The sequence below is a fragment of the Bacillota bacterium genome, from assembly GCA_013178305.1.
Lineage (GTDB): Bacteria > Bacillota > Sulfobacillia > JABLXB01 > JABLXB01 > JABLXB01.
The window spans coordinates 504525-529269 of sequence record JABLXB010000001.1; the positions used below are offsets into that span (position 1 = coordinate 504525).

General features: G+C 62.2%; 23 protein-coding genes and 1 pseudogene. 17 read left to right on the forward strand and 7 right to left on the reverse strand.

What is annotated here, in order from left to right:
• Positions 1 to 38 precede the first annotated feature (38 nt).
• A pseudogene (locus HPY55_02370) lies at positions 39 to 128 on the forward strand (transposase).
• Positions 129 to 245: 117 nt separating this feature from the next.
• The gene (locus HPY55_02375; protein ID NPV69477.1) at positions 246 to 674 is read left to right on the forward strand and encodes a hut operon positive regulator HutP; all 429 of its coding nucleotides are present in this window, start codon (positions 246 to 248) and stop codon (positions 672 to 674) included.
• Positions 675 to 688: 14 nt separating this feature from the next.
• On the opposite strand, the gene HPY55_02380 is transcribed toward HPY55_02375, so the two are convergent.
• Together HPY55_02380 and alr are read right to left on the reverse strand one after the other, a co-directional pair.
• Entirely contained in the window at positions 689 to 2320 is a 1632-nt protein-coding gene (locus HPY55_02380) for an amidohydrolase (protein ID NPV69478.1), read from the reverse strand.
• Positions 2317 to 3513, reverse strand: coding sequence for an alanine racemase (gene alr / locus HPY55_02385; protein NPV69479.1), 1197 nt, complete (start codon positions 3511 to 3513; stop codon positions 2317 to 2319). Before alr ends, HPY55_02380 begins: the two co-directional genes overlap by 4 nt.
• Before the next feature lie 122 nt (positions 3514 to 3635).
• On the opposite strand from alr, the gene HPY55_02390 reads away from it, so the two are divergent.
• From HPY55_02390 to HPY55_02425, 8 genes are all read left to right on the forward strand, one after another.
• On the forward strand, positions 3636 to 4325 hold the full coding sequence (locus HPY55_02390) for a response regulator transcription factor (GenBank protein ID NPV69480.1): 690 nt from the start codon (positions 3636 to 3638) through the stop codon (positions 4323 to 4325).
• Entirely contained in the window at positions 4322 to 5740 is a 1419-nt protein-coding gene (locus HPY55_02395) for a HAMP domain-containing protein (GenBank protein ID NPV69481.1), read from the forward strand. Before HPY55_02390 ends, HPY55_02395 begins: the two co-directional genes overlap by 4 nt.
• A gap of 157 nt (positions 5741 to 5897) precedes the next feature.
• Complete coding sequence (locus HPY55_02400) at positions 5898 to 6737, forward strand: phosphate ABC transporter substrate-binding protein (protein NPV69482.1); 840 nt, start codon at positions 5898 to 5900, stop codon at positions 6735 to 6737.
• A gap of 35 nt (positions 6738 to 6772) precedes the next feature.
• A complete protein-coding gene (gene pstC / locus HPY55_02405; protein NPV69483.1) occupies positions 6773 to 7639 on the forward strand; it encodes a phosphate ABC transporter permease subunit PstC in 867 nt (288 codons plus the stop codon).
• Positions 7626 to 8453 carry a phosphate ABC transporter permease PstA gene (gene pstA, locus HPY55_02410; protein ID NPV69484.1) on the forward strand — a complete coding sequence of 276 codons (828 nt, stop codon included), beginning with the start codon at positions 7626 to 7628 and terminating at the stop codon, positions 8451 to 8453. Before pstC ends, pstA begins: the two co-directional genes overlap by 14 nt.
• Before the next feature lie 19 nt (positions 8454 to 8472).
• Positions 8473 to 9246 (forward strand): phosphate ABC transporter ATP-binding protein, encoded by a 774-nt coding sequence (gene pstB, locus HPY55_02415; GenBank protein ID NPV69485.1) that lies wholly within the window; start codon positions 8473 to 8475, stop codon positions 9244 to 9246.
• A gap of 26 nt (positions 9247 to 9272) precedes the next feature.
• Positions 9273 to 9929 (forward strand): phosphate signaling complex protein PhoU, encoded by a 657-nt coding sequence (gene phoU, locus HPY55_02420; GenBank protein ID NPV69486.1) that lies wholly within the window; start codon positions 9273 to 9275, stop codon positions 9927 to 9929.
• 180 nt (positions 9930 to 10109) lie between these two features.
• Positions 10110 to 10685: a DUF2935 domain-containing protein gene (locus tag HPY55_02425; protein NPV69487.1), complete on the forward strand. Its 576-nt coding sequence runs from the start codon at positions 10110 to 10112 to the stop codon at positions 10683 to 10685.
• A gap of 126 nt (positions 10686 to 10811) precedes the next feature.
• Here HPY55_02425 and HPY55_02430 read toward each other — a convergent pair whose 3' ends face one another.
• Together HPY55_02430 and HPY55_02435 are read right to left on the reverse strand one after the other, a co-directional pair.
• Positions 10812 to 11588 (reverse strand): crotonase, encoded by a 777-nt coding sequence (locus HPY55_02430; GenBank protein ID NPV69488.1) that lies wholly within the window; start codon positions 11586 to 11588, stop codon positions 10812 to 10814.
• A gap of 22 nt (positions 11589 to 11610) precedes the next feature.
• Positions 11611 to 12462, reverse strand: a complete 852-nt coding sequence (locus HPY55_02435) for a 3-hydroxybutyryl-CoA dehydrogenase (protein ID NPV69489.1) — start codon at positions 12460 to 12462, stop codon at positions 11611 to 11613.
• A 308-nt stretch (positions 12463 to 12770) separates the two neighbouring features.
• Here HPY55_02435 and gabT point away from each other — a divergent pair, with 308 nt between their 5' ends.
• Entirely contained in the window at positions 12771 to 14114 is a 1344-nt protein-coding gene (gene gabT, locus HPY55_02440) for a 4-aminobutyrate--2-oxoglutarate transaminase (protein ID NPV69490.1), read from the forward strand.
• 144 nt (positions 14115 to 14258) lie between these two features.
• Here gabT and HPY55_02445 read toward each other — a convergent pair whose 3' ends face one another.
• Both HPY55_02445 and guaB read right to left on the reverse strand, forming a co-directional pair.
• Entirely contained in the window at positions 14259 to 16115 is a 1857-nt protein-coding gene (locus HPY55_02445) for a HAMP domain-containing protein (protein ID NPV69491.1), read from the reverse strand.
• A 616-nt stretch (positions 16116 to 16731) separates the two neighbouring features.
• Entirely contained in the window at positions 16732 to 18195 is a 1464-nt protein-coding gene (gene guaB / locus HPY55_02450; protein NPV69492.1) for an IMP dehydrogenase, read from the reverse strand.
• A gap of 119 nt (positions 18196 to 18314) precedes the next feature.
• On the opposite strand from guaB, the gene HPY55_02455 reads away from it, so the two are divergent.
• Positions 18315 to 19214 carry a formate/nitrite transporter family protein gene (locus tag HPY55_02455; protein NPV69493.1) on the forward strand — a complete coding sequence of 300 codons (900 nt, stop codon included), beginning with the start codon at positions 18315 to 18317 and terminating at the stop codon, positions 19212 to 19214.
• Positions 19215 to 19249: 35 nt separating this feature from the next.
• Here the strand turns inward: HPY55_02455 and HPY55_02460 are convergent, their stop codons facing one another.
• Positions 19250 to 20653, reverse strand: coding sequence for an HD domain-containing protein (locus tag HPY55_02460; GenBank protein ID NPV69494.1), 1404 nt, complete (start codon positions 20651 to 20653; stop codon positions 19250 to 19252).
• Positions 20654 to 20755: 102 nt separating this feature from the next.
• Here HPY55_02460 and HPY55_02465 point away from each other — a divergent pair, with 102 nt between their 5' ends.
• From HPY55_02465 to HPY55_02485, 5 genes are read left to right on the forward strand one after another with little or no spacing between them, the layout of a single operon-like run.
• On the forward strand, positions 20756 to 21232 hold the full coding sequence (locus HPY55_02465) for a chemotaxis protein CheW (GenBank protein NPV69495.1): 477 nt from the start codon (positions 20756 to 20758) through the stop codon (positions 21230 to 21232).
• A gap of 39 nt (positions 21233 to 21271) precedes the next feature.
• The gene (locus tag HPY55_02470) at positions 21272 to 23281 is read left to right on the forward strand and encodes a chemotaxis protein CheA (protein NPV69496.1); all 2010 of its coding nucleotides are present in this window, start codon (positions 21272 to 21274) and stop codon (positions 23279 to 23281) included.
• Positions 23281 to 23868 (forward strand): chemotaxis protein CheC, encoded by a 588-nt coding sequence (locus HPY55_02475; GenBank protein ID NPV69497.1) that lies wholly within the window; start codon positions 23281 to 23283, stop codon positions 23866 to 23868. Before HPY55_02470 ends, HPY55_02475 begins: the two co-directional genes overlap by 1 nt.
• Positions 23865 to 24350, forward strand: coding sequence for a chemotaxis protein CheD (locus tag HPY55_02480; protein NPV69498.1), 486 nt, complete (start codon positions 23865 to 23867; stop codon positions 24348 to 24350). The genes HPY55_02475 and HPY55_02480 overlap by 4 nt, the downstream gene beginning before the upstream one ends.
• 29 nt (positions 24351 to 24379) lie before the next feature.
• Positions 24380 to 24745 (forward strand): response regulator, encoded by a 366-nt coding sequence (locus HPY55_02485; GenBank protein ID NPV69499.1) that lies wholly within the window; start codon positions 24380 to 24382, stop codon positions 24743 to 24745.

The window sequence follows — 24745 nt, forward strand, 5'->3', positions numbered from 1 at the left end:
TTACAATTCCCTCCTCGGCGGCCCTCTTTTGCCAGACCGTTCCGAAAAGATTGGGGACTCGGGTGCACTGCTGTCCAGCCTGTAGTCTGGTTCTTGATCGAGACGTAAATGCAACCCGAAATATCCTTAACTTGGCTTCAGCCAACTCGCCCGGACGGGTCAGGGCGTAACGTGGGGCGTTGGACAGAAGGGAAACCCGGACTGGAAACGAAGTTCACCCGGAGACGGAAGGCAGGTGGGCGAGAGTGAAGGAACTGGAGAGCCTGGAGATCGCAAGGGCGGCGATCAGGATGGCCACCACGAGGGATCGCGCCCAGGAACTCCAGGTCAAGGAGGAGCTGCGGGCTGAGGGGATCCGGGGGGCCGCCATAGACATCGGCGGCGAGTTCAGCGTGATCGTCAAGACGGGGATCGAAAGAGCCCTCGTCGCCGCAAAGCGGGAAGGGCTCATCCAGGAAACGCACACCGACGAGGGCGCCGTGGCCGGCGCCGCGCGAGAAGCGCTGTCACAGGTCGTCCAGAAGGCCTTCGGCCTGAACGTGGGCGGCAAGATCGGTGTCGCGCGTAAGGCCGAACACCTGATAGTAGTCGCATTTTTCGCCGTGGGCCTGGTGCACCTGAACGAGGTGGCTATAGGCCTCGGGCACCGCGCGATTCCGATGCCGCGTTCCTGAGGTTCACCGGCGCGTCAGCGGAGGGCCGGGGCAGCCTTGCCGTCCAGCCACGCTGTGCCGCCTCCAACAACCGTCGCGAGCACCCTGCAACCAGGGATATCTCCCTCTGCAACCGTGAACAGGTCGGACGACAGGACGACGAAGTCAGCGAGGTAGCCTCGCCTGATCATTCCTTTGCGAGCCTCCGCGTATTCCGCGAACGCCCCGTTGACCGTGTACATCCTCACGGCTTCCTCCACCGGGACCTTCTGCCCGGGGACCCATCCACCCGGCGGATAACCCTCGATGCTGGCGCGTGCCACCGCCCCGAATATGCCTATCATGGGGTCCAGCGGGTCCACCGGCGCATCGGAGCCCGCAGTACAGCATATCCCCGCGTCGACCAGCGACTTGAAAGCGTACATGCGATCCCGCCGTTCCGGGCCGACCCTCCCGGGCATCCAGTGCACCTCGTGCGGGATGAAGCATGGCTGCAGGTCGGCGACGGCTCCCAGCGACTTCATCCGGGCCACAGAGGCTGCGTCAGTGAGACCGCAATGCACCACGCGGTCTCTGCGCCCGCCTCGCGCTGAGCCGGCGGTAACGGGCTCGCCGGGCGCGGTCGTAGCCTGTTCGAGGGCATCCAGCGTCACGTCCAGCGCCCGGTCACCGAGCGCGTGAATCGAGATCTGCCTGCCCTTCCTCGCCGCCGCCGCGGCGAGCCGCGCCAGTTCCCCCGGCTCGTATACCAGCAGCCCGGTATTCCCCGGGTCGTCAGCGTATGGTTCCCTGACCGCCGCCGTCCTGGGTCCAAACGCCCCGTCAGCCCAGAACTTGACCGATCCCATCCTCAGCCAGTCATCACCCGACCCCGTCGGCTCGGTTATGGCCGAGATCTCCTCCATGGTGCTCATGGGTTGATCCATGTAGACCCGTAAGGGCAGCTCGCCGCCCGTATGAAGGCTGCGATACGCCTCCTCGCAGGAGAAATCTATCGTGTGGACGCTCGTGATGCCCAGCTTGAGCATTTCCAGCATCGCTCGCTTCAGGGTCTCCCGCTTTGCGCGCTCATCCGGAGCAGGCAGGATGCGCGACACGAGCTGCATTGCCGTCTCGTGCAGGAGCCCTACCGGGACCCCGCTGTCGTCGCGGACGATTTTCCCGCCAACCGGGTCGGGTGTATTCGCGCCCACCCCCGCCATCTCGAGGGCTAACGAGTTTACGAGGGCGGTGTGGGTACATTCACGTATGAGATATGCGGGGTTGCCGGGTATGACGCCGTCAATGTCGGCGGCCACCGGGTCCCGCCTCTCGGCAAACCTCTCCTGGTGCCATCCCCACCCCAGCACCCACTGCCCGGGGCCCAATTCCGCCGCGCGCTCCCGTAAGCGGGACCTCACCTCTTCGATGGAGCGGCATTTCGACAGGTCAACGCGCTCGAGGCTCTCCCCCACCCACATCACGTGGGTGTGGCCGTCTATGAACCCGGGGAATACCGGCAACCCGCCCAGGTCGATCTTCTGGGCACCGCGCGATCCCTGCGCGAGATTAAGGACGTCATCGTTCCCCCCGATCGCCACGAATTCCCCGCTATCTACCGCGAAAGCCTCCGCGACGGGCGTTGCGGGATCCATGGTCCGTACCAGCGCGTTGTAGTATACTCTCACTCCGGCCCCTCCTCCCCGCCGGCGCCGGGCCCTGTCCCTGCGCGGCACGTCTGGCCGCCATCCGTCGCCAGTCCCATCTCCACGGCCAGCTTCCCACGGTACACCCTCGGCACCATGTACGGCACGAGGAATTCAGCCACGCCCACCCCCGCCTTCATGGCCGTGCCGGTCAGCGTCAGGCTGGAATCACCCTGTCTGCCGCATATCGCGACCTCATCCCACTCCTGCACCCCGGGGATTCCGGTGACATCCACGGCGAACCGGTTCATGCAAACCGTCCCGATTACCGGAGCAGGCCGGCCGCGGACCAGCACCGCCGCGCGATTCGCCAGCGCCCTGGGGAGTCCCTGGCCGTACCCGAGCCAGACTCCCGCGATAACGGAGTCAGTCGCGCACGTGTGCGTCGAGCCATAGCTCACGGTCGAGCCCGACCGTACCGCCTTGACGAACTCCACTCGCGCCTTTATAGACATCGACTCTTCTACCCCAACGACGTTTTCGAAGGGAAAAGGCCACATGCCGTGTATGCCGCATCCCGACCTCACCATGTCGAAGAACGCGTCGCGGAATGAAGCCGTACCGCCGGTGTTGCACGCGTGCCTTATCCCGGGGTCGATTCCCTTGGCCTTCAACGTTTCGAGCACCCCGGTGTATCGCTGCATCTGCGCGCGGTTCCGCACCATGTCGGCGGAGTCCGCGTTGGCCAAGTGGGTGAAGACCCCGCCAAGCCTGACCTTATCCTGCGATTTGATGAACGCGCACAGGTCCACGGCTTCGTGGGGCAACACCCCCGTCATCCCCATTCCCGTATCCACATCGACGTGCACGACGGCCTCCCTGCCCATGGCGGACGCGGCCGCTGCGATTACAGTCACGGCCTCCCTGTCCCACACCGCCTGCGCAAGACTGTGCTTCACGACGTCGCCCACACGTTCGTGGGCGGTCTTGCCGAAGACGAGGATGGGGGCATGGACCCCCGCCGAACGGAGCGCGATCCCCTCGTCCACGTTCGCCACCGCCAGCCAGTCGGCCCCGCCGGCCAGGGCCGCCCGGGCAACCGGCAGGAGCCCGTAGCCGTAGGCATCTGACTTGACGACGGCCATGAACTTGATCCCGGCGCCCGCGTGCGCGCGGAGCTTTTCGACATTCCTCGCCACGACGTCGAGGTCTATCTCAACCCAGGCCCTCAGCACCCAAAACCCTCCCACCCGAAGAGGATCCCGTACCAAATTCCGCAGCAAGGTGATGCCTTTCTACGGGTTGCAGGAATCCTCCTTCCCGACGTACAATCCTGAGCAGCGGGAGGTCTCAGGTGATGGCCGAGCGTGTGTTGATAGTTGACGACGAGGAGTCCATAGTCAGACTTGTCTCGTTTAACCTGAAGAAAGAGGGCTACACGGTGCTCGAGGCGCGCGACGGGAGTGACGCCGTGTCGGTGATCGAGGCCGCCAACCCCGACCTCGTCCTGCTGGACGTGATGCTACCCGAAATGAACGGCCTCGACGTGTTTCGCGCGATCCGCTCGCGCGGGAAGGAGACACCTGTCATCTTCCTTACAGCGAGGGATTCCGAGATAGACCGCGTACTCGGCCTTGAACTCGGGGCCGACGATTACATTACGAAACCTTTCAGCCCGCGCGAACTCACGGCGCGCGTACGCGCCGTACTCCGGAGGAGCACGCAGCCGCGCCCGAACTCCAACGTAAGCTACGGGGATCTGATGATAGACCGGGACGCGCGCACGGTCGAGGTTGGGGGCGAGCCCGTCAACCTCACCGCCAAGGAATTCGACCTCCTTTCGTTCCTGGCCCAGAATCCCGGCAAGGTGTTCACTCGCGAGACCCTGCTCGACCGCGTTTGGGGGTACGAGTACGCAGGCGACACCCGGATCGTCGACGTGCACGTCAGCCACCTCAGGGAGAAAATCGAGGAAGACCCCAAAAGCCCCGCCTTCGTGAAAACCGTACGCGGCATCGGCTATAAGTTCGGGGAGAAAACGCGTTGAAAGGCCTCGGTCTCAAGGTTACGACGGCCGTCCTGCTGACCGTCGTCGCGTCCACTCTTGCGGTGGGCCTGATCATCATCGGCCGTCAGGGATCGGCTTCGGGTGAAGACGCGGCAACAACCCGCCTCATCCTCCTGTTTTCAGTCCTCATTGCAGGCGGAATCGCGACCGCCGTCGGATCGCGACTGGCATCCGGAATCATCCAGCCCGTCGAACAGATGACAGACGTCGCTCGCTCACTGTCGACAGGTGACTTCTCCCGCTACGCTTTCGTGAACAGGGACGACGAACTATCGGCTCTCGGGGAGGCTCTGAACGAGATGTCCGCGAGCGTCCGGCGCATGCTCGAGGCGGCCTCGACCGGGAAGGGTCACCTCGAGGCAGTGCTGTCAACCATGGAGAGCGGCGTGGTTTTCATCGATAGCCACGGCAGGGTGTCAATGGTCAACACAGCCGCGGTAAAGATATTCAACCTGCAGGACGCGTACCTGGGGCGGCCTCACGTCGAAGTGCTGAGAAACTACCAGATCAGCGCCGAGGTGGACCGCGCGATCACCACCGGTTCCTCAATGAGGTTAGAAGTAAACGTAATCTACCCCCAGGAAAGGTCGCTCGAGGTTTTCCTCAATCCCCTTGCCGGGGGGCCCAACGGCTCGGGCGTCGTCGTCGTTTTTCACGACGTAACCGAATTGAAACGCCTCGAGAAAATCCGCAGGGATTTCGTGGCGAACGTGTCTCACGAGCTGAAGACCCCGGTCACCTCCGTCAAGGGGTTCGCCGAGACTCTGCTGGATGGGGCGATATCCGACCCCGCGACGGCCCGCGAGTTCGTGGAGATCATATTCCGCGAGGCCTCCAGGCTCGATATGCTGGTGAGGGACCTCGTGGACCTGTCGAATCTGGAGTCGGCTCCGGTGCCGATCAAGCCGGTTCCCGATGACCTGAGAGACTCCGTGCAGGCCTCCACCAGAAAGGCCGCGCTAAAGGCCGGCCCGGCCGGTGTGAACGTCCGGCTCCGGACCCCGGGCGAGCCCGTAATCTGCCCCATCGACGGTGAGAGGATCGAGCAGGTGATGGACAACCTGCTCGACAACGCTATCAAGTTCACGCCTCGCGGCGGCGTGGTCGAGGTCTCACTCGAGGTCCAGGGCAACTACGCGGTGGTGACAGTCGCCGACACCGGCTGCGGCATCCCCCCGGAGGACCTCCCGCGCATATTCGAGAGGTTTTACACCGTCGACAAGGCGCGCAGCAAGAAGACCGGCGGCACCGGCCTCGGCCTCTCGATCGTCAAACACACCGTCGACCTGCACGGCGGGCGGGTCCAGGTCGAAAGCGAGTACGGCAAGGGCTCCTCTTTCCACTTTTCCATCCCGCTGTTCTCCAACCACATGCCCCGCGCCGGGGCCAGCTAGGACCTTCCGCCCGCCGGTCCAGCGCCGATTCACACAATCTTAACACCGCGACAATGTCCCTTTCACGTTGATCACATAACATCGGACTCGGGACAACGGCCTGCCCGTGGTACCCGGGCCGGACCGGCCTTCCCCATGAGTTCGAGGAGGGGTCACCGTGAGGAATTCAAGCAGGATAGCGCTGGTTCTGGCAGTCGCGCTGGTCCTGAGTCTTGTTTCCGGGTGCGGCCAATCCGCCCAGCCGGCCAAGCCCGCCGAACCGCCCAGGCCCCAGACAGTAACCGTCACCGTTGCAGGCTCCACTTCCGTCCAGCCCGTCGCAGAGAAACTCGCCGAAGATTTCATGGCGAAGAACAAGGACGTCAAGATCAACGTCCAGGGCGGCGGTTCATCCGCCGGCGTCAAGGCTGCGCAGACCGCTACGGCCGACATCGGCACGTCGTCGAGGGAACTCAAGCCCGAGGAAAAGGGCCTCAAGGAGTTCATCATCGCCAAGGACGGTATCGCAATTATCGTCCATCCGAAGAACAAGCTCGAGAATCTCACGCTCGACCAGGTTAAGAAGGTATTCTCCGGCAAGATAACCAACTGGAACGACCTCGGCCAGCCGGCCGGCGCCATCACGGTTGTCATAAGGGAAGAGGGTTCCGGAACCAGGGGCGCGTTCGAGGAGCTCATCATGAAGGAAGAGAAGTGCACCGACAAGGCGGCAGTCCAAAACTCGACCGGCGCGGTCAGGAGCACGGTCGCTTCCAACCCGAACGCAATCGGCTACGTTTCACTCGCAGGCGTCGACCAGACGATCAAGGCTCTCAAAATGGAGGGCGTGGAGCCCACCGCCGCCAACATCGTTGCAGGCACCTACAAGGTCAGCCGCCCGTTCCTGTTCCTGACCAATGAAGACCCCACGGGCGCGGTCAAGCAGTTCATCGAGTTTGCGCTAAGCAGTGAGGGCCAGGATATCGCGGCGAAGGAACACCTGGTGAAGGTCAAGTAGACCCTTTGACGTCGCAGTCTGGAGGCCAATTGTGAATGTCCCATGACCCTGCGGAACAAGTCGTCCGGATAGCGCTTCTCGCGTGCGCCGTAGTATCAATAGCGGGTATCCTCCTGATTGCGGTGTTCATATCTGCTCCGGGCCTGCCCCTGATAATGAGGGTCGGGCCCCTCTCATTTCTCTCGGGAACGGTATGGGCGCCGACGTCGGGGAAGTTCGGCATACTACCCATGATCGTGGGCTCCATGGTGGTCGCGGCAGGCTGCCTGTTCCTCGCGATCCCGTGCGGCATCGCGTGTGCGATCTACCTCGCGGAGTTCGCCCCCGAAGGTTTCGGCAGGGCCGTACGCCTCGCTCTCGGGGTACTCGCCGGTATCCCATCGGTGGTTTACGGCTTCTACGGCCTCGTCGTCATAGTGCCGATCATCCGGGAGACCTTCGGCGGGTCGGGCTTGAGCGTGCTCGCTGGGTCGCTGGTCCTCGCGATCATGGTTCTCCCCACCATAGCCACCATCTCCGAGGACGCCATCAAGGCTGTCCCGGACGAGTACCGTGAGGGTTCGATGGCACTCGGAGCAACGAGGTGGGAGACGGTCTCGCGCGTAATCGTCCCGGCGGCCAGGTCGGGGATAACCGCCTCGATCGTGCTCGGCATGGGCCGGGCCATCGGTGAAACCATGGCGCTCATCATGGTCACCGGAAACGCCCCCCGTTTCCCCGCGAAAATCACCGACATGGTGCGCACGTTAACCGGAAACGTAGCGCTGGAGATGGGCTACGCGGCGGGAGACCACCAGAAGGCCCTGTTAGCCACTGGATTGGTGCTTCTCGTATTCATAATGATTCTCAACTGGATCGCGGTGGCGGTCAGCAAGGCGGGGGACCGGCATGAAAAGGCGTAAGACAACCCAGATGGTCATGGTGGGTCTTCTGGCCCTCTCCACGTTCATCATCTGCGGCGCGCTGGCCGCGATAATGTGGCAGGTATTGTCCAAGGGGATGCCCGTCATATCTGCCGATTTCCTGCTCAAGCCCACGACGAACTCGGGCCGCAGCGGCGGCATCTTCTCGAGTATCGTTGGGACCTTCTACGTTACGGCGGTCTCGCTGCTGGTGTCGGTCCCCCTTGGGGTCGGCGCGGCAGTATATCTTACGGAATACGCCAGCGAAGGCTGGCTCGTGGAATGGATACGCTTCGCCGTCTCGTCGCTGGCGGGAATCCCGTCGATAGTATTTGGACTGTTCGGGTTCACGTTTTTCGTCATCCAGATGAGGATGGGATGGTCCGTCCTGTCCGGCGGGCTCACGATGGGCTTGATGATACTGCCGTGGCTTGTCCGGATCGCTGAGGAGGCGATTAAAGCGGTCCCCTGCGAATATCTGGAGGGGAGCCTGGCGCTGGGCGCTCCGCGGTGGAAGGCGGTATTCGGTCTCGTCGTCCCGGCGGCGTACCCAGGAATCCTCAGCGGCATCCTGCTCGGGATCGGCAGGGCGTTCGGTGAGACGGCGGCGCTCATCCTTACAGCCGGTTCGGCCTACCACACGCCCACATCCATATGGCACCCTGCGCGGACGATGGCCGTTCACCTGTACATCCTTTCGAGTGAAGGACTCTCACTTGAAAGGGCGTACGGCACGGCGGCGGTACTGTCGGCGAGCATACTGGCAATAAACGCCCTGGCCTCGCGGCTCACCAGGGCGATTCGCACGCGGTAAGCGATCGGGAGGGTTTCCCTTGAGTGTAGGAATCGAACCGGGGATCAAAATCGCTACACGCAACCTGGAAGTAGCGTACGGAAGTTTCGTCGCGCTGAAGGATATCAATATGGACATCCCCGAGCGCGCTGTAACTTCGCTGATCGGGCCGTCCGGTTGCGGGAAGTCGACTTTCCTCAGGACGCTGAACAGGCTCAACGATCTGGTCCCGGTGTGTAAGGTCAGGGGGATCGTGACGCTGGACGGGAAGGACATCTACAGCGCGCAGACGGACGTCACGCTGCTCAGAAAGCGGGTCGGCATGGTGTTCCAGAAGCCCAACCCGTTCCCCATGTCCATATACGACAACGTGGCGTACGGCCCGCGCATTCACGGCGCAACCTCGAGTGATAAACTTGACTCCATCGTGGAGGAAAGCCTGAAGGCGGCCGCGCTCTGGAACGAGGTCAAGGACAGGCTTCGCCAGAATGCGCTCAGGCTGTCCGGGGGCCAGCAACAAAGGCTGGTGATCGCAAGGGTTCTGGCGATCGAGCCCGAAGTAATTCTTATGGATGAACCTGCGTCGGCCCTCGACCCCATCTCAACGGGCAAGATCGAAGATCTCATCGGTGAACTCAAAAGTAGATATACGGTTATCATCGTAACTCATAACATGCAACAGGCCGGACGAATCTCGGATTTCACGTCGTTCTTCCTTAACGGTGAGATGATAGAGATGGGCCCGACGAGGAGTGTGTTCACAAACCCGAGGGACCGGCGCACAGAGGATTACATTACGGGCAGGTTCGGCTAAGGACCGCCTCGGGGGAGGCAGAGCGTATGCCACGCACGACCTTCGAACTGGAACTCGAGAACCTCCAGAATGACCTGCTGCGGATGGGGACCCTGGTGGAGCAGGCGATCCATGACGCGGTCAAGTCTCTGGCCGAGAAGAACCTCGAGCTTGCCGAGAAGGTAGTCCGTGAAGACGACATCGCCGACAAGCTCCAGATGGACATCGAGAACAGGTGTCTGGCCCTTCTTGCGCTGCAGCAGCCCATTGCGAGGGACCTGCGGACCATCGGCACCGCCATGAAGATAGTCACGGACCTCGAGCGTATGGCCGATCATGCCGTGGACATCGCCAAGGTTACCATCCGGATATACGACCAGCCCCTGATCAAGCCGCTGATCGACATCCCAAGGATGGCGCAGATCACCAAGACGATGGTGAGACAGTCGCTCAACGCATACGTGAACCGCGACGTCGAGCTGTCGCGGCAGCTGGCGGAAGCTGACCACGAGGTAGACCACCTGTACGGCCAGGTGTTCCGCGAGCTCCTCGTTTACATGATGGAGGACCCGCGAACGATCAATCAGGCGACGTACCTGCTGTTCGTGGCGCAGTACCTGGAGCGAATCGCCGACCACACGACGAACGTCGGAGAATGGGTCGTGTACATGGTAACCGGCGAGCGGGTGGACCTGAACAGGTAAACCCGGTAGCGTCCGCGCCCCGACGGCGCAGGCCTGGGCCCGGCGAACGCCCGAAGCCGCACAGCAATCGCGTGCGCCCGCACCCGCGGGCGCTTTCGTTTTCCGTTAACAGACTCCGCTGCAGATTCATATATTGTCTAGGGAGCACAAACCATCGCAGGCAAACGCGGAGGGAGTCTTATGTATAGCGTGGTGCCCGAAATCATGAGGTGCGGTCCCTACCCCTGTCCACCCGCCTACCCGCCCGTGTACCCGCCGGCGTATCCACCGGCGTTCCCGGTCCAGGCAATAGGGTGCGCCCTCCAGGAAATCGAGTTCTGGTCGGAGATAGAGAGGCAACACACAGTGGCGTTGAGGGTCCTGGTGCCGACGCTCGACGAGCCGACCGCGAACGAACTGGCGCGTCTCGAGGGCGAGTACGCGGACATCGGTGCCAGGGCGCGGATCTTGAGGGAAGGCTGGTGCACCTACGGGACGATTGACCCGGTGGTCGGGGAACTGGGGATGCTCGTGAACCGTTCGATGGCCGCTAACACCCGGCTCATCGAGCTCCTGGCTACCATAGCCCAGGCGAACCCCGAGAACGCCGCAGTGCAGCTCCTCGCCGCGCACTTCACATCCGAGACCCGGTATTACCAGAGGACCCTCGAGCAGATAGGCGGTATGCTCTACCCCGGGATGGCGCCCGGGATGCCCCCCGCCATGGGGCCAGGCATCATGCCCGGCTTCCCGCCCGGGATGCCGCCAACGGGCTGACCGCCGTCACACGAGCACGGCCCCCGCGGGCGCACGCCGGCGCCGGCAGGGGCCGTTTTTCGTCTCTGGCGTCCCGCCGCGCTGGCCGTTGACAGATCGCGGCGGCCGGCAACTACTTGCCGGCAACTACTTGCCCGTGAACACCGGTTTCCTCTTTTCGAGGAACGCCTTCATGCCTTCCTTCTGATCGGCGGTGGCGAAGCACTCGCCGAACACCTCAGCCTCGAACGCCCCGCCCGTGTGTATGCCGGTCGCGAGGCCCTTGTTGATGGCGACCTTGGAGAGCTGGACTGCTACGGGCGCGCGCGACGCGATCCTCGCGGCGAGCTCCTTCGCCCTGGCCATCAGATCGGCCGCTGGCACTACGGTGTTGACCAGGCCGATCTTCTCGGCGGTAGCGGCGTCAATGATGTCGCCCGTGAATATCATCTGTTTTGCCCACGACGGGCCGACCACGCGCGGAAGCCGCTGACTGCCGGCGTAGCCCGGCGTAATCCCGAGGGTCACTTCGGGCTGGCCGAGCTTCGCCCTATCCGAGGCGATCCTGATGTCGCAGGCGAGCGCGAGCTCGCAGCCGCCTCCCAGCGCGAAGCCGTTGACCGCCGCGATGACCGGATGCGGGAGTTCCTCGATCTTCATGAACACCTTCTGCCCCAGAAGGGCCCAATCACGCCCCTCGGCTACAGACATCGGCTGCATGACCCCGATGTCCGCCCCAGCCACGAACGCCTTCTCGCCGGCACCGGTGATTATAAGCGCCTTAACCTCCTTGTCCTGCGCGACCTGGTCGAGCGCGGCCGAGAGCTCCTCCAGCACCTGCTTGTTCAGGGCGTTCAGGGCCGGCTGGCGGTCTATAGTCAGGATGCCAACTCCGCCTTCCTTTTCCAGCTTGATGAACTCCATATCCCCGCCTCCCCCGCAAGGCTCACTGATAGGTGAAGAATCCCCTGCCGGTCTTCCGCCCGAGGTAGCCAGCCTTCACCATCTTCCTCAGCAGCGGGCACGGCCTGTACTTCGGGTCGCCGTATCCTTCGTGAAGCACCTCCAGGATCGAGAGGCACGTATCGAGTCCGATGAGGTCGGCGAGCGCCAGGGGTCCGATGGGGTGGTTCATGCCGAGCTTCATCACGGTGTCGATGTCCCCGGCCGAAGCGACGCCCTCCATCAGGCAATAGAACGCCTCGTTCAGCATCGGGAACAGCATCCTGTTGCCCGCGAATCCCGGGAAGTCCTGCACTGCGACGGGGGTCTTCCCCATCTTGATCGCGGCCGCTTTGACGGTCTCAAACGTGTCGTCCGTGGTGGCGAGCCCGCGGATGACCTCCACGAGCTGCATGACTGGCACCGGGTTGAAAAAATGCATCCCGATGAACTTGTCCGGCCTCTTGCTCGCGGTAGCCAGCTCCGTAATCGATATCGAGGACGTGTTGCTGGCGAGTATCGTGTTAGCGCCCACCAGCTTGTGGAGGCAGCCGAACAGCTCCTTTTTCACCTCGATGTTCTCCACTACGGCCTCGATCACGAGATCGGCGTCGCCGGCGTCGTCGAGGCGGATCGCAGGTTTGATCCGCGCCATCGCGGCGTCCTTGTCGGCCTGCCCGATCTTCCCCTTCTCCACCGAGCGGCCAAGGTTCTTGTCGATCCCCTTCAGGCCTCTATCGACGAACTGCTGGGACACGTCGTTCAACGACACCTCGAACCCTGACTGCGCCGCCACCTGGGCTATACCCGAGCCCATCTGGCCGGCCCCCACCACGAAGACCTTACGGACCTCCATACACGTCCCCCTTCCTCATACTACCGCCCCGGCGCCACAGGCGCTCGGGGCCGCTATCTCCAGTCACACACTCCCCGGGGAATACTACGACTTTGCCCGCCCGTTTCCTCCCATTCGGGGTGCCGGAACATGGTCATAGTGCCGGATTTCCGGCACGTTCTCGCGCGGTCCGGACCGCCGGATTGCCTGCGAATAGTGGCTTTGCGCCGCGCCGGCGATGGCATGGAACATGCAATAGTGAATGAAGGTCGCTTGTGTCACTCGTTTGCACGCGTTCCGGTCTATTAGTGCAGCAGGGAGGGTGAAACATGGGCAAATGGATTAATCTCAAGACGCAGATCCCCGGCCCCAAGTCCCAGGCGTGGGTCGAGAGAAAAGGCAAGGCGGTGTGCGAGGCCTTTTCGCTGAACGTGCCCATAATGATAGACAGGGCCCATGGGGCGATCCTCACAGACATCGACGGAAACCAGTTCATCGACCTGACAGGAGGCATCGGGTGCCTGAATGTGGGCCATTGCCAGCCCGAAGTCGTCGAAGCGGTCAAGGAGCAGGTGAGCAGGTTCTTCCACACCGACTTCACCGTAGTGCCGTACCCGTCGTTCATTGAGCTGGCGGAGAAGATCTGCAAGCTGGTACCCGGCGACTACCCCAAGAAGGCCACGTTCTTCAACTCGGGGGCCGAGGCAGTCGAGAACGCCTGCAAGATCGCAAAATACTATACCGGCCGGCACGCGTTCGTGGCGTTCGAGGGCGCGTTCCACGGCAGGACGCTCATGGCGATGTCCCTGACCAGCAAGATCATGCCCTACAAGCACGGGATGGGACCGTTCGCTCCCGAAGTCTACCGCATACCGTTCGCCTATTGCTATCGCTGCCCGGTCAACCTGGAGTATCCCTCCTGCGACATCGCATGCGCCAAGGCGCTCGAGCGGGCGTTCGTGACGATGGTGGATCCGGCGACTACCGCGGCCGTAGTCGGCGAGCCCGTGCTGGGTGAGGGTGGGTTCGTGGTGCCGCCGAAGGAGTTCTACCAGAGGATACGCGAAACATGCAACAAGCACGGCGTACTGCTGATCCTCGATGAGGTTCAAACGGGCATCGGCCGGACCGGCAAGGTGTTCGCTCACGAGCACTACGGCATCACGGCAGACCTCGTGACGATAGCGAAATCCATGGCCGGCGGCGTCCCCATCAGCGGAGTGATCGGTCGCGCCGAAGTGATGGATGCTCCGCACGACAGCGCGATCGGCGGCACGTACGTTGGCAACCCGATCGGTTGCGTGGCAGCGCTCAAGGTGCTGGACGTCATCGAGAAGCTCGACCTCTGCGGCAGCTCGTTGAGGCAGGGGAAGATCATATCCGACAGGTTCAACCAGTGGAAGAAGGACTTCAAGGTCGTCGGCGACGTCAGGGGCCTCGGCGCCATGGTCGGCGTCGAGTTCGTCCGCGACAGGAAGACCAAGGAACCGGCCCCGAAGGAAACCGCCGCTATCAAGGATCTCGCGTTCAAGAACGGCGTCCTGGTGCTGAAGGCCGGCGTGTACGGCAACGTGCTCAGGATGCTGGCGCCGCTCGTAATCACCGACGAGCAGCTCAACGAGGCGCTCGACGTGATGGAGAGAGCGGTGGCGGAGGTCAACTCGAAGATGTAATCAACAACGCCCCCGTGTTCCGGTTCGGTAACGGAGGGGCCCTGCTCCCGCTTGGAGAGCAAGGGCCCCTCTGAATTTGAACCGCGTTCGACCGGCGCCAGTCGTGCAGTCGCAGGATTCCCGCAACTGTCCCCGCCGGCGCGGCTAGATCCTGAACTTGGCCACCATCGCTTGCATCTCCTGCGCCATCTTGGCCAGCGACTGCGCGGAACTGGCCATCTCCTCCGAAGAGGCACCGAGCTCCTCGCTGGAGGCGGATATCTCTTCGGCTCCGGCCGCATTGGACTGGGCAGCACGGCCGATTGACTGAACCAGGTCCTCCACCTGCCGCGCTGAAGCTGTGACTTCCTCAGTCGCCGCTGTGCTTTCTTCCGACGTGGAGGCTATCTGGTCCATGGCGGTCGTAACCTCGCTGCTGTTCGACGAGATCTGCGTTATGGCGCTGGCGATGGATCTCACGTTCTCGTCCGTGGAGAGCGCCAGGTCGAGTATCTCCTTCATCGTCTCGCTTGACTTTACTCCGAGCTCGACGCCCTTCTCCACAGCCCTGACGCCATCATCGATCGCCGTGACACTCTTCTGAGTGCCGGCCTGGATCTCCGAGATCAGCTGGGCGATCTCCTTGGTCGACCTGGCGGACCTCTCCGCGAGTTTCCGGACTTCGTCCGCAACAACGGCAAACCCCTTGCCGTGTTCCCCGGCGCGAGCGGCCTCGATGGCGGCGTTCAGCGCCAGCAGGTTGGTTTGCCCGGCGATGTCCTCGATGACCCCGACTATCTCACCGATTTTTTCAGAACGGGAAGCCAGCTCCTGGATGGATTCGTTGATCTTGTTTGCGACGTCGCCGATCAGCTTGATGCCTTCGACGGTCTGGTCAACGGCTTCCTTGCCCGAGGTCGCGCCTTCCCTGGTTCTCTCGGACGTCTGAGACAGAGACTCGGCCGCTCGAGACAACTCCTGGATCGCCGCGGCAATCTCCTTGACCGAATCGAGGGTCTGGTGTGTGATCCTGGCCTGATCCTGGGCGCCCGAAGCGATCTGGGTCAACGCGTCGCGCAGCCCCTTCATTGCGTTCCCTGTCTCGGTGACCTCCTTGGCCTGGTTCTCGGCACCCCTGGCGGCGTCCTGGGCCGCTTTGGCCACCTGCTGGATCGCGCTGGACGACTGCTCAGCGGTTGCAGCCATCTCCTGGCTGCTCGCCGAGACGTCGCCGGACAGCCTGGTCACGTGGGATATCATGTTCCGCAGCGACTCGATCATCTGCGCGAAGGCGTTGCGCAGGTCCTCGACCTCATCCTTGCTCTTGACCTGGGGTACCTCTACCTGCAGGTCGCCAGCCGCCACCCTGACAGCGAGGTCGGAGATCCGCCCGATGGGCTTGCTTATGCTCGTCACGACGAGGCTCCCGACAACGATCGCGAGTATACCCGCGATCACGCCGGTGAGCAGTGCGGTCTGTGTGACCGATTTGGACAGGCCCTGGAATTCGTCGAGGTAGCTTCCCGCGCTCACGATCCAGTCCCATTTCTTGAATTCCTTGAACGCGGTCACCTTGTCGCGCGCTTTCGTCTCGCCCAGCTCGCGGTTGATCCACGAGTAGCGAACCCACCCCGTACGCTGGCGGAGCATTTCCTTGACGAAATCCTCGTTCGAAATGTCCTTTCCCTCAGATGCGGGATGCATCACCAGTTGACCTTTGGAGCTTATGGCGTAGAAATAGCCCGTGCTCCCCACTTTCCTGGTTTTCAAGATTTCCTTCACCCTCTTCTGGGCGGCCGCGAGGGTGATGTCGCCCTGGTCGACCTGGTCGGCCTCCGCCTCGATCAGCGCGAGAGCCATCTCGATCTGGTTTGTAAGGTCCTTCTGGATCATGGTATAGAGCTCCCTGTCCACGGACCTCAACGAGAGGTACCCCATGACAATCATGGGAGTCACGCAGAACAGGATCAGCAGGCCGACAAGCTTCAAACTAAGTGACACTCTGCGTCGTTTCGCTTTCATTGACTTTCCCCCCCAGGGTATTAGACTACTGCCGACTGCTATGGCCTATCGCCACATCGTGACTGTTGAGTTTGGCGGCTCGCACGACTGGCTCGGATGGTGTGATGATGACGGTATTTTCCCTGTTCAACCCTCCTTTCGATATCCACTGACGCTCGACACTACCTGCTGGCTTCCGGGATCAGCCCCATGAGTCTTGCTCTCATCTCGAGACGCAAGATCGCCCGTTGCGATGGCTCTGGGCTGTTCAAAGGCGGGATTGTGTAGCCCAAGGCGGGTACCCCTTCGGGGGCTAAAGCCCACCATCCAGATACATCGTGGAGTATTGACGTAATGTGAAGTATTCTGACTTACGTAAATTGTGGGGAGCCACGCGTTTCCATGAATGAAAAAAGCCCGTGTAGGCGTCGAAATCCCATCCACGGGCCACTTCGATGTTCTCGGCCTGCGCCCCACTCAGACAGGTCCTGTCTTTCATACATTTCTTCAACGCAGAGCTCGTCTCGCGGACCAGAAAAACGGCAAGGGCGCTTCCGCCACCGTGCGAAGCGCCCTTCATAGGGTTGTCACCGGTTTCGCGTCCAGCCTCGCTGCGTACTACCAGCGTGATTGCGCATTACCTGCCGCTGTAGTTAGGGGCCTCCTTGGTGATGTAGACCCCGTGAGGATGGCTCTCCTGCAGGCCGGCTCCGGTAATCAGGATGAACGTCGTCTCTTCCTGCAGCTGCCGGATACTTTGAACCCCGCAGTAGCCCATCCCGGAGCGGAGCCCGCCGACCATCTGGAACACCGTCTCCGAGAGCAGGCCCCTGTAAGGAACCCTTCCCTCTATCCCTTCGGGGACGAGCTTCTGGCCGTTCTCCTGGAAATAGCGGTCGGCGGAGCCTTCCTTCATCGCGCTCACCGACCCCATGCCCCTGTAGACCTTGAAGCTCCTGCCCTGGAATATCTCCATATCGCCGGGACTCTCCTCCGTACCGGCGAACAGGCTGCCGATCATGACACTGTCCGCGCCCGCGGCTATCGCCTTGGTGATGTCACCCGAGTAGCGAATACCGCCATCGGCGATGACCGGGACTCCCGCCTCGCGCGCCGCGACATATGCCTCCCAGACTGCAGTTATTTGCGGAACACCGATCCCCGCGATGACCCTCGTCGTACATATCGAGCCCGGCCCGACGCCGACCTTCACCCCGTCAACCCCGGCCTCGACCAGTGCCCGCGCCGCCTCGCCGGTCGCGATGTTGCCCGCGACCACGTCCACCTCCGGGAACCTGTCTTTCAACTCCCTGACCGTACGCACGACGCCCTTCGAATGGCCGTGCGCCGTGTCCACGACCAGAACGTCCACGCCCGCGGACACCAGCGCCGCGGCCCGCTCCATCGTGCCCCTCCCGACGCCGACCGCCGCAGCCGCAAGCAGCCTGCCACGCGCATCTTTCGCCGAGTTCGGGTATTTGCGCGCCTTCTCGATGTCCTTCAGCGTTATCAGGCCCCTGAGCTTGAAAGCGTCGTTGACCAGTGGAAGCTTCTCGATCTTGTGCTTACCGAGTATCTTCCTCGCCTCGGCCAGCGAAGTGCCCTCCGGGGCGGTTATCAGGTTGTCGTGGGTCATCACCAGCGATACCTGCTTTGTGTGATCCTCTTCAAAGCGGATGTCGCGGTTTGTCAGGATGCCTATCAACCGCCCGCCCGCTTCCACAATCGGCACACCCGATATGTGATAACGCGCCATGAGGTCCAGCGCGTCGTTGACGGTGGCGTCCGGAGGCAACGAAATGGGGTCTGTTATGACCCCATGTTCGGAGCGCTTTACCTTGTCTACCTCGGCCGCCTGCCTCGAGGGGGACATGTTCTTGTGGATTACGCCGATGCCGCCCTCCCTGGCTATAGCAATCGCCATCCTCGCCTCGGTGACAGTATCCATGCCGGCGCTGGCGAGAGGGATGTTCAGCCGGACGTTGCGCGTGAAACGGGTGGAAACGTCGACGTCGGCGGGGAGGACCTGCGAGTAGCGGGGTACGAGGAGAACGTCGTCGAAAGTCAGCCCTTCCCGCCCGAATTTTTCGTTGAACTTCATCGCCGAACCCCCTTACGCCGGACTGTTTGTCACAGTATAGCACGCTCAAAGCGGGGGTTCAACACGCGCTCCTGCAGGACAGATGCGCCACGGCGCGAATTACTACCTCCATTGCATTCATGGGAGGTCATCTATCAGTGAACATGCTGACTCCAGTCGAAATCGCTCGGGCGGCGTCCGCCACCGGTCTGAAGAAATCCCAACTCCCGCCCGCGAAAATGCTCACACTCGCGGTACTGGCGGGAGCATACATAGCCCTGGCGGGAGATCTCGCTACTGTGGTTTCTGACGACATGGGCAAGTACTTCGGGTATGGGTTCTCGCAGTTCATCACGGGGGTGGTGTTCACTGTTGGACTGGCGCTGGTGATAGTGGCCGGCGCGGAGCTGTTCACCGGCAACAACATGATGCTCACAGTGGCGGCGCTGGACGGCAAGGCACCGTGGCCGGGGGTCCTGAAAGCATGGCTGGTCGTCTACGCCGGGAACTTCGCAGGTTCACTCCTGGTGGCGTGGCTCGTCGTGCAGAGCGGGCAGTGGGCCGCCAACAACTATCTAGTCGGAGCGAAAGCAGTCGCGTGGGCCAACGCGAAAGTCAGCCTCAGCTGGCAGGCCGCATTTATCCGGGGGATCCTGTGCAACTGGATGGTCTGCCTGGCCATATGGTTGTCACTGGCCGCAGACGACGTGGTCAACAAGATTGCCGCACTATTTCTGCCCATAATGGGCTTCGTCGCGTGCGGGTTCGAGCACAGCGTCGCAAACATGTACTTCATACCAGTGGGTATCGTCCTCTCCCAGGTCCCCGAGGTCGTTGCGGCTTCGGGGCTCGCGGGAAAGATCGACAACCTGAACTGGGTTTCGATGTTCACGCGGAATCTCATCCCTGTCACGCTGGGCAACATCGTCGGCGGGGCCGCCCTGGTGGGCGGGGTCTACTGGTTCGCGTACCTGAAGGGCTCATCGACCCAGGCGGCGGCGCCCGCAGCGACCTCGATCTCCAAGCCCGCGAACCGTTGAGCGCGTCACCAGAATCCACAGCCGGAAGGCCCGGGTTACGCCCGGGTCTTCAAGTTCCTCATCAATTCTCTAAGCCTCTCCCTGTCATTGAGCGATGGGTCGTCCATGACGCGGTCGAGGAGCTCCTGCAGCACCTCACCCACCGCCGGCCCCGGGCCTATCCCCAGTACCTCCATCACGTCGTGGCCGTCCACGGCGAGGTCGCTCCCCTTGACCGCCTGACCCGCCTCAAATATCTGGCGGACCCTGCTCTCCATCTGGAGAACGACACGCTCGCCGTATTGACGCATGGCGGCGGCGCAGGCGCTCCCACGGCCGGCCGGCAGAACGGCTCGCGCCCCAAAAGCAGAGGCCACGGCGTCCGCTCTCCTCAGCTCTATCAGGTCGAACACGTTGGCGGCGCCGGCGCGGGCTATCAGCCTTCTGATGGCCGCATCGGTCACCGTGGCGCTGTAGAAGAACATGTGCTCCCTGACCAGGGTTCTTACCTTCTCGCGGACCGCTCTGGGATACCGGAGTCCCTCGAGGATGCGGTCCGCCATCTCGGCCCCCGTCTTCTCGTGGCCGTAGAAGTGTCCGGACCCCGATTCGTCCAGGGTCAGGGTGTGAGGCTTGGCGATATCGTGCAGCAGCGCCGCCAGCCGGAGCAAGAGTTCGGGTTTCACCAGGCACACAACGCAGATGGCGTGCTCGTCCAGTGTGTCCCCAGTTGGTGAGCCGGTGGGGTAACCTACCGAGCGTGCGAATGCCGGGATGACCTGGTCCATGAGCCCGAGATCTATCATCTGGGCGAGTGCCCTGGCGACATGCGGCCCGAGAAGGAGCCGTGAAAGCTCATCCCGCACGCGTTCCCGTGACACGCGCCCCAGCAGGTGGGCATTGATGGAGATGGCCGTCCGCGTACGGCCATCGATAGTCCACCCGTTCTCCGACACGAAGCGGACCGCGCGCATCATCCGGAGGGCGTCTTCGGCGAAACGCTCCCGGGGGTCGCCCACCGCCCGTAGCAGGCCCTTGCGCATGTCCTTGACCCCGCCGAACGGGTCGACGATTGACAGCCCCGGCCACTCCAGCGCGAATGCGTTAACCGTGAAGTCCCTTCGCGACAAATCCTCGTTGATGTCACTGATGAAGGTCACCGAATCAGGGCGCCTGCGATCGCTGTACGACGCTTCCGACCGCAACGTGGTGAACTCCACGACGACACCGTCCCGTTCGAGCCCTATAGTCCCGTGCTTCTCGCCCTTGTCGATGAGGTCAAGGTCGCCGAACACCCGCTTTACCTCCGCGGGCGTCGCCAGCGTCGCTACATCCCAGTCACTAGCGGCCGTTCCATCCAGGACCGCCCTCGCGGCGCCACCAACTATGTAGCAGGCGTAGCCCGCCCCCGTGAGCCTGTCGAGCAGGGAAACCACGAACGGGTCTAGCCTGGTGTTCACCGCCGAATCCCTCCTATCACTGCTCTAATCTTTTGCCTCTACGTCCCGATATTAACAATTGGACAGTTTGTTCGCTAGTTTTTCCTTTTGGGGGGACTTGAAATGGCAGAAGAGGTCAGGAAGACGATCGAAGAGCACCAGCTCGTGGTGTTCGGGCTCGCAGGAGAGCTGTACGGCGTCGACATAGCGGCCGTCCGCGAAATCATCACCATGCAGCACATAACCAGGGTCCCACGGACGCCGGACTTTGTTGAGGGGATCATCAACCTGCGCGGCAAGGTTATTCCCGTCATCGACCTTCGCAAGAGGTTCCATCTGGGATTAAGTCAGGAAGACAAGGAGACGAGGATCGTGGTCGTCGAGATCCAGGCTAACACCATCGGAATGGTCGTCGACAGCGTCTCCGAGGTCCTCAGGATCTCCAGCGACGTCATCGAGCCCCCGTCCCCCGTAATCGTCGGGATCGACGCCGAGTACATAAGCTCCGTCGCCAAGGTAGAGGAACGCCTTATTATCTTGCTCGACCTGGAGAAGGTGCTAAACAAGCAGGAGCAGATGGAGCTGAAGGCGGTCAGCTGAAGCGACGGTCCGGATGACTCGAAAGTGGGGTGAACCATTTTGCCCGCCGGTCTCACCGACGATCTCAAGCTATTTCTCGCGGAAATGACCGAGCTATTGGAGGTTATGGAAGACGGGCTTCTAAAGCTCGAGAAGGCGCCCGATCCGGACGTCGTAGCCGAGACATTCAGGGCCGCGCATACCCTGAAAGGCTCCTCGGCGACCATAGGTTTCTCGGGTATGGCGCAGGTCACACACGCCATGGAGGACCTGCTCGATACGTGGCGCGACGGCGCCATGCCCACCAGCGACCAGAGGGATCTGTTGTTCGACGGTCTCGACTGGCTCAACGAAGCCAAAAAGAAGCTGGAAGATGGGGGCGCTTGTCCCGAGGGTGACAACCTCGTGGCGAGGATACGAGGGGTAGACGGCTACGGTAACGGCAAGGCTCAAGACGATCGCGTTTCACACGGACCGGCCGGTAATGCGGCGCAGCTCACGGCGAGCGTGCCATGGTCCACCGTTCAGAACGAGCTGGCGGAGGCTGTCACGCGGGGGTACCGCGCGTTCCAGGTTCACATCGAATTCGACCAGGCGGCCGTCATGCCGTCGGTAAGGGCATTCCAGGTGTGTTCACTCCTCGAAGACATGGGCAAGGTCCCGTGGTCCGACCCGTCGCCGGAGCAGATCGAGAGGGACGAAGCCGGCGCAACGCTTGACGTTATAGTGCTTACGGACAGGGACGCCGACGAAATCACCAGGGCGATCCATTCGGTTACCGACGTTGTCAACGCCGGCGTCACCGAGCTGAAAATCCAGGCGAAGGCGGCCCCCGCGCAGCCCAAGGCGGGCGGCAGGGTTCTGGGGTCGAGCGTCCGGCTCGACGTGGAAGTGCTGGACACACTCATGAACCTCATTGGCGAGCTCATCGTCGACCGCACGCGCCTCGCCCAGGTGACGGGCAAGATCCAGGAAGCCACGGACCTTGAGGAATTCGAGAGAAACCTGAACGGGATTTCGGCGCACATTGCGCGGATCAGCACGCAGCTGCAGGAGGGCATCATGCGGGCGCGCCTGGTCCCGCTGCAGAACCTGGTGAGGAAGTACCCGAGGCTCGTGAGGGACCTCGCGTCCTCGTTCAAGAAAGAGGTCAACTTCGAGATCCAGGGGGAGCAGACGGAGCTCGACCGTTCGGTGATCGAGGCCATCGACGACCCGCTGATCCACATCCTGAGGAACGCCGTGGACCACGGGATCGAAACTCCGGGCGAGCGCTCGAGGGCGGGTAAGCCGAAAACCGGCACCGTCCGGCTGATCGCCGCTCACCACGAGAACCAGGTGGTCATCACCATCACTGACGATGGCAAGGGGATCGACCCCGAGAGCCTCCGCACAGCCGCGGTGAGAAAGGGTTTCATGACCGAGGAAACGGCCAGGCGCCTCAACGACGAGCAGGCACTGGAACTGATATTCCTCCCGGGTTTCAGCACGAAGGAGCGCGTGAGCGAGGTCTCGGGCCGTGGCGTCGGCATGGACGTTGTCCGCACGAATCTCAAGAAGATAAACGGCACGGTAGACATCAAGTCGCGGCCGGGCGGCGGCACAACGTTCATACTCCGGTTGCCGCTGACTCTCGCAATTATCCAGGCCTTGCTCGTGAGGGCCGGGAAGAACGTCTACAGCATACCGCTTTCAATGGTCTCTGAAGCAGTGAAGGTCGAACCGTCCAATATGAGCACGGTCCACGGGAAGCCCGTTATACGCGTCAGGGACAGGATCTTCCCGCTCGTGGACCTGGACGGCCTGTTCTTCAACGGAGGCTCGTTCGGGAGGGACTATGCCGTCATAACCGTTGACTATGGCGTCCAGATTGCGATCGCAGTCGACAGCCTGCTGGGCCAGCAGGAAATCGTCGTGAAGAACCTGGGGAAGTTCTTCGGGGGAGTCAAGGGAATATCAGGGGCGACTATCCTGGGCGACGGAAGCCTCGCGCTCATAGTGGACGTATCGCGGCTCGTCATGTCTCACGCCGACGAAAACGTCGAGATGTACAGGGAGGCTGCCAGCTGATGCGCCGCGCAAAGACCGGAAACATCCTGTACAAGGCAATAGCGGGGGGTATCGGTGAGGCCAGGCAGGTCATTGAGTTGATGGTCTCGGTGAAGGTATCCACCTCTTCGGATCTGCGGCCGGTGGATATCAGCAAGATCCCCTCCCTGATGGGGCCGCTGGACCGGACCGTCGTCGCCACATACTCGCGCGTCGCAGGCGATATCGACGGGCACCTCGCGTTCCTCTACGAACCGGGGGCCGCCGAGACGCTCGCTGCGCTGGTAACCGGCCAGGACAGGCCGGATCCTGAGCTCGGAGCGTCCGCACTGTGCGAGGTCAGTAACGTAGCGGGCTCAAGGATCTTGAACTTCCTGTCGGATGCTTCGGGTCTCCGGATCCTGCCTACTCCGCCAATACTGGTATCCGACATGGCGGGGGCTATCCTGCAATCGGTGCTGTACGACCTGGCACCGTTCGGCAATGAGGCGATGGTTCTCAAGACGGACATCCGCCTTCAGGAGCGGGGCGTCATGGGAATGATGGTGCTGATTCCCTCCAAGGACAGCCTTGCGCGATTGCTGGACGGACTTGGGAGGCAGCAATGAACCCAAACGTGATCCCGGTTTTGATCGGCAGTATTGAATTCAGCAAACATCCGGATTCGGTGCTGGTCACCTACTCGCTGGGGTCGTGTATCGGCCTCACAGCGTACGACCCCGTTACCAGGGTTGGGGGCATGGCGCACATCATGCTTCCGGACGGAAGGGTCGCCCCGGGCGAGGAGGGCAAGTATGCCACCAGCTGCGTCCCCGCCCTTATTGAGGGAATGGTTAAGCACGGCGCCGCGAGGAGCCGGATCATCGTCAAGATGGCGGGGGGCGCCAAGATCCTGGCGCTGCTCGAGGTCTCGAACGGCACCAACATCGGGAAGCAGAACCAGCTGGCAGTGCTGCAGGCTATCGAGAAGTCCGGCTTGAAGATAGCCGGCTCCGACTGCGGAGGGGATTTCGGGCGCACATTGCGCCTGTTCGTGAATTCGGGCGTAGTTGAGGTCGCCACCGCAACCAGGGGCGCCTGGACTATCTGAGATTGGGAGCGTGGGAGCGTGGGAGAGACATGCCGAAAATACTTGTGGTAGACGATGCAATCTACGTCAGGTCGAAGAGCATGAAGCTGCTGGCCGAGAACGGTTTTGAGGTGGAGGAAGCCGCCAACGGGGCCGAAGCGGTCGACAAGTACAACGAGATCAAGCCCGACCTGGTCTTGATGGACATCACGATGCCGGTCATGGACGGCATCACCGCGGTGAAGGAGATAAAGAAGAATGATCCCAACGCAAAGGTGATCATGTGCACCGCGCTGGGCCAGCAGTCAATGGTCATCGAGGCGATCAAGGCGGGCGCCAAGGATTTCATCGTCAAGCCTTATCAGACAGACCGCGTCCTGGCCACCGTTAGAAAGCTGGTCCAGGCGGCAGGGTGA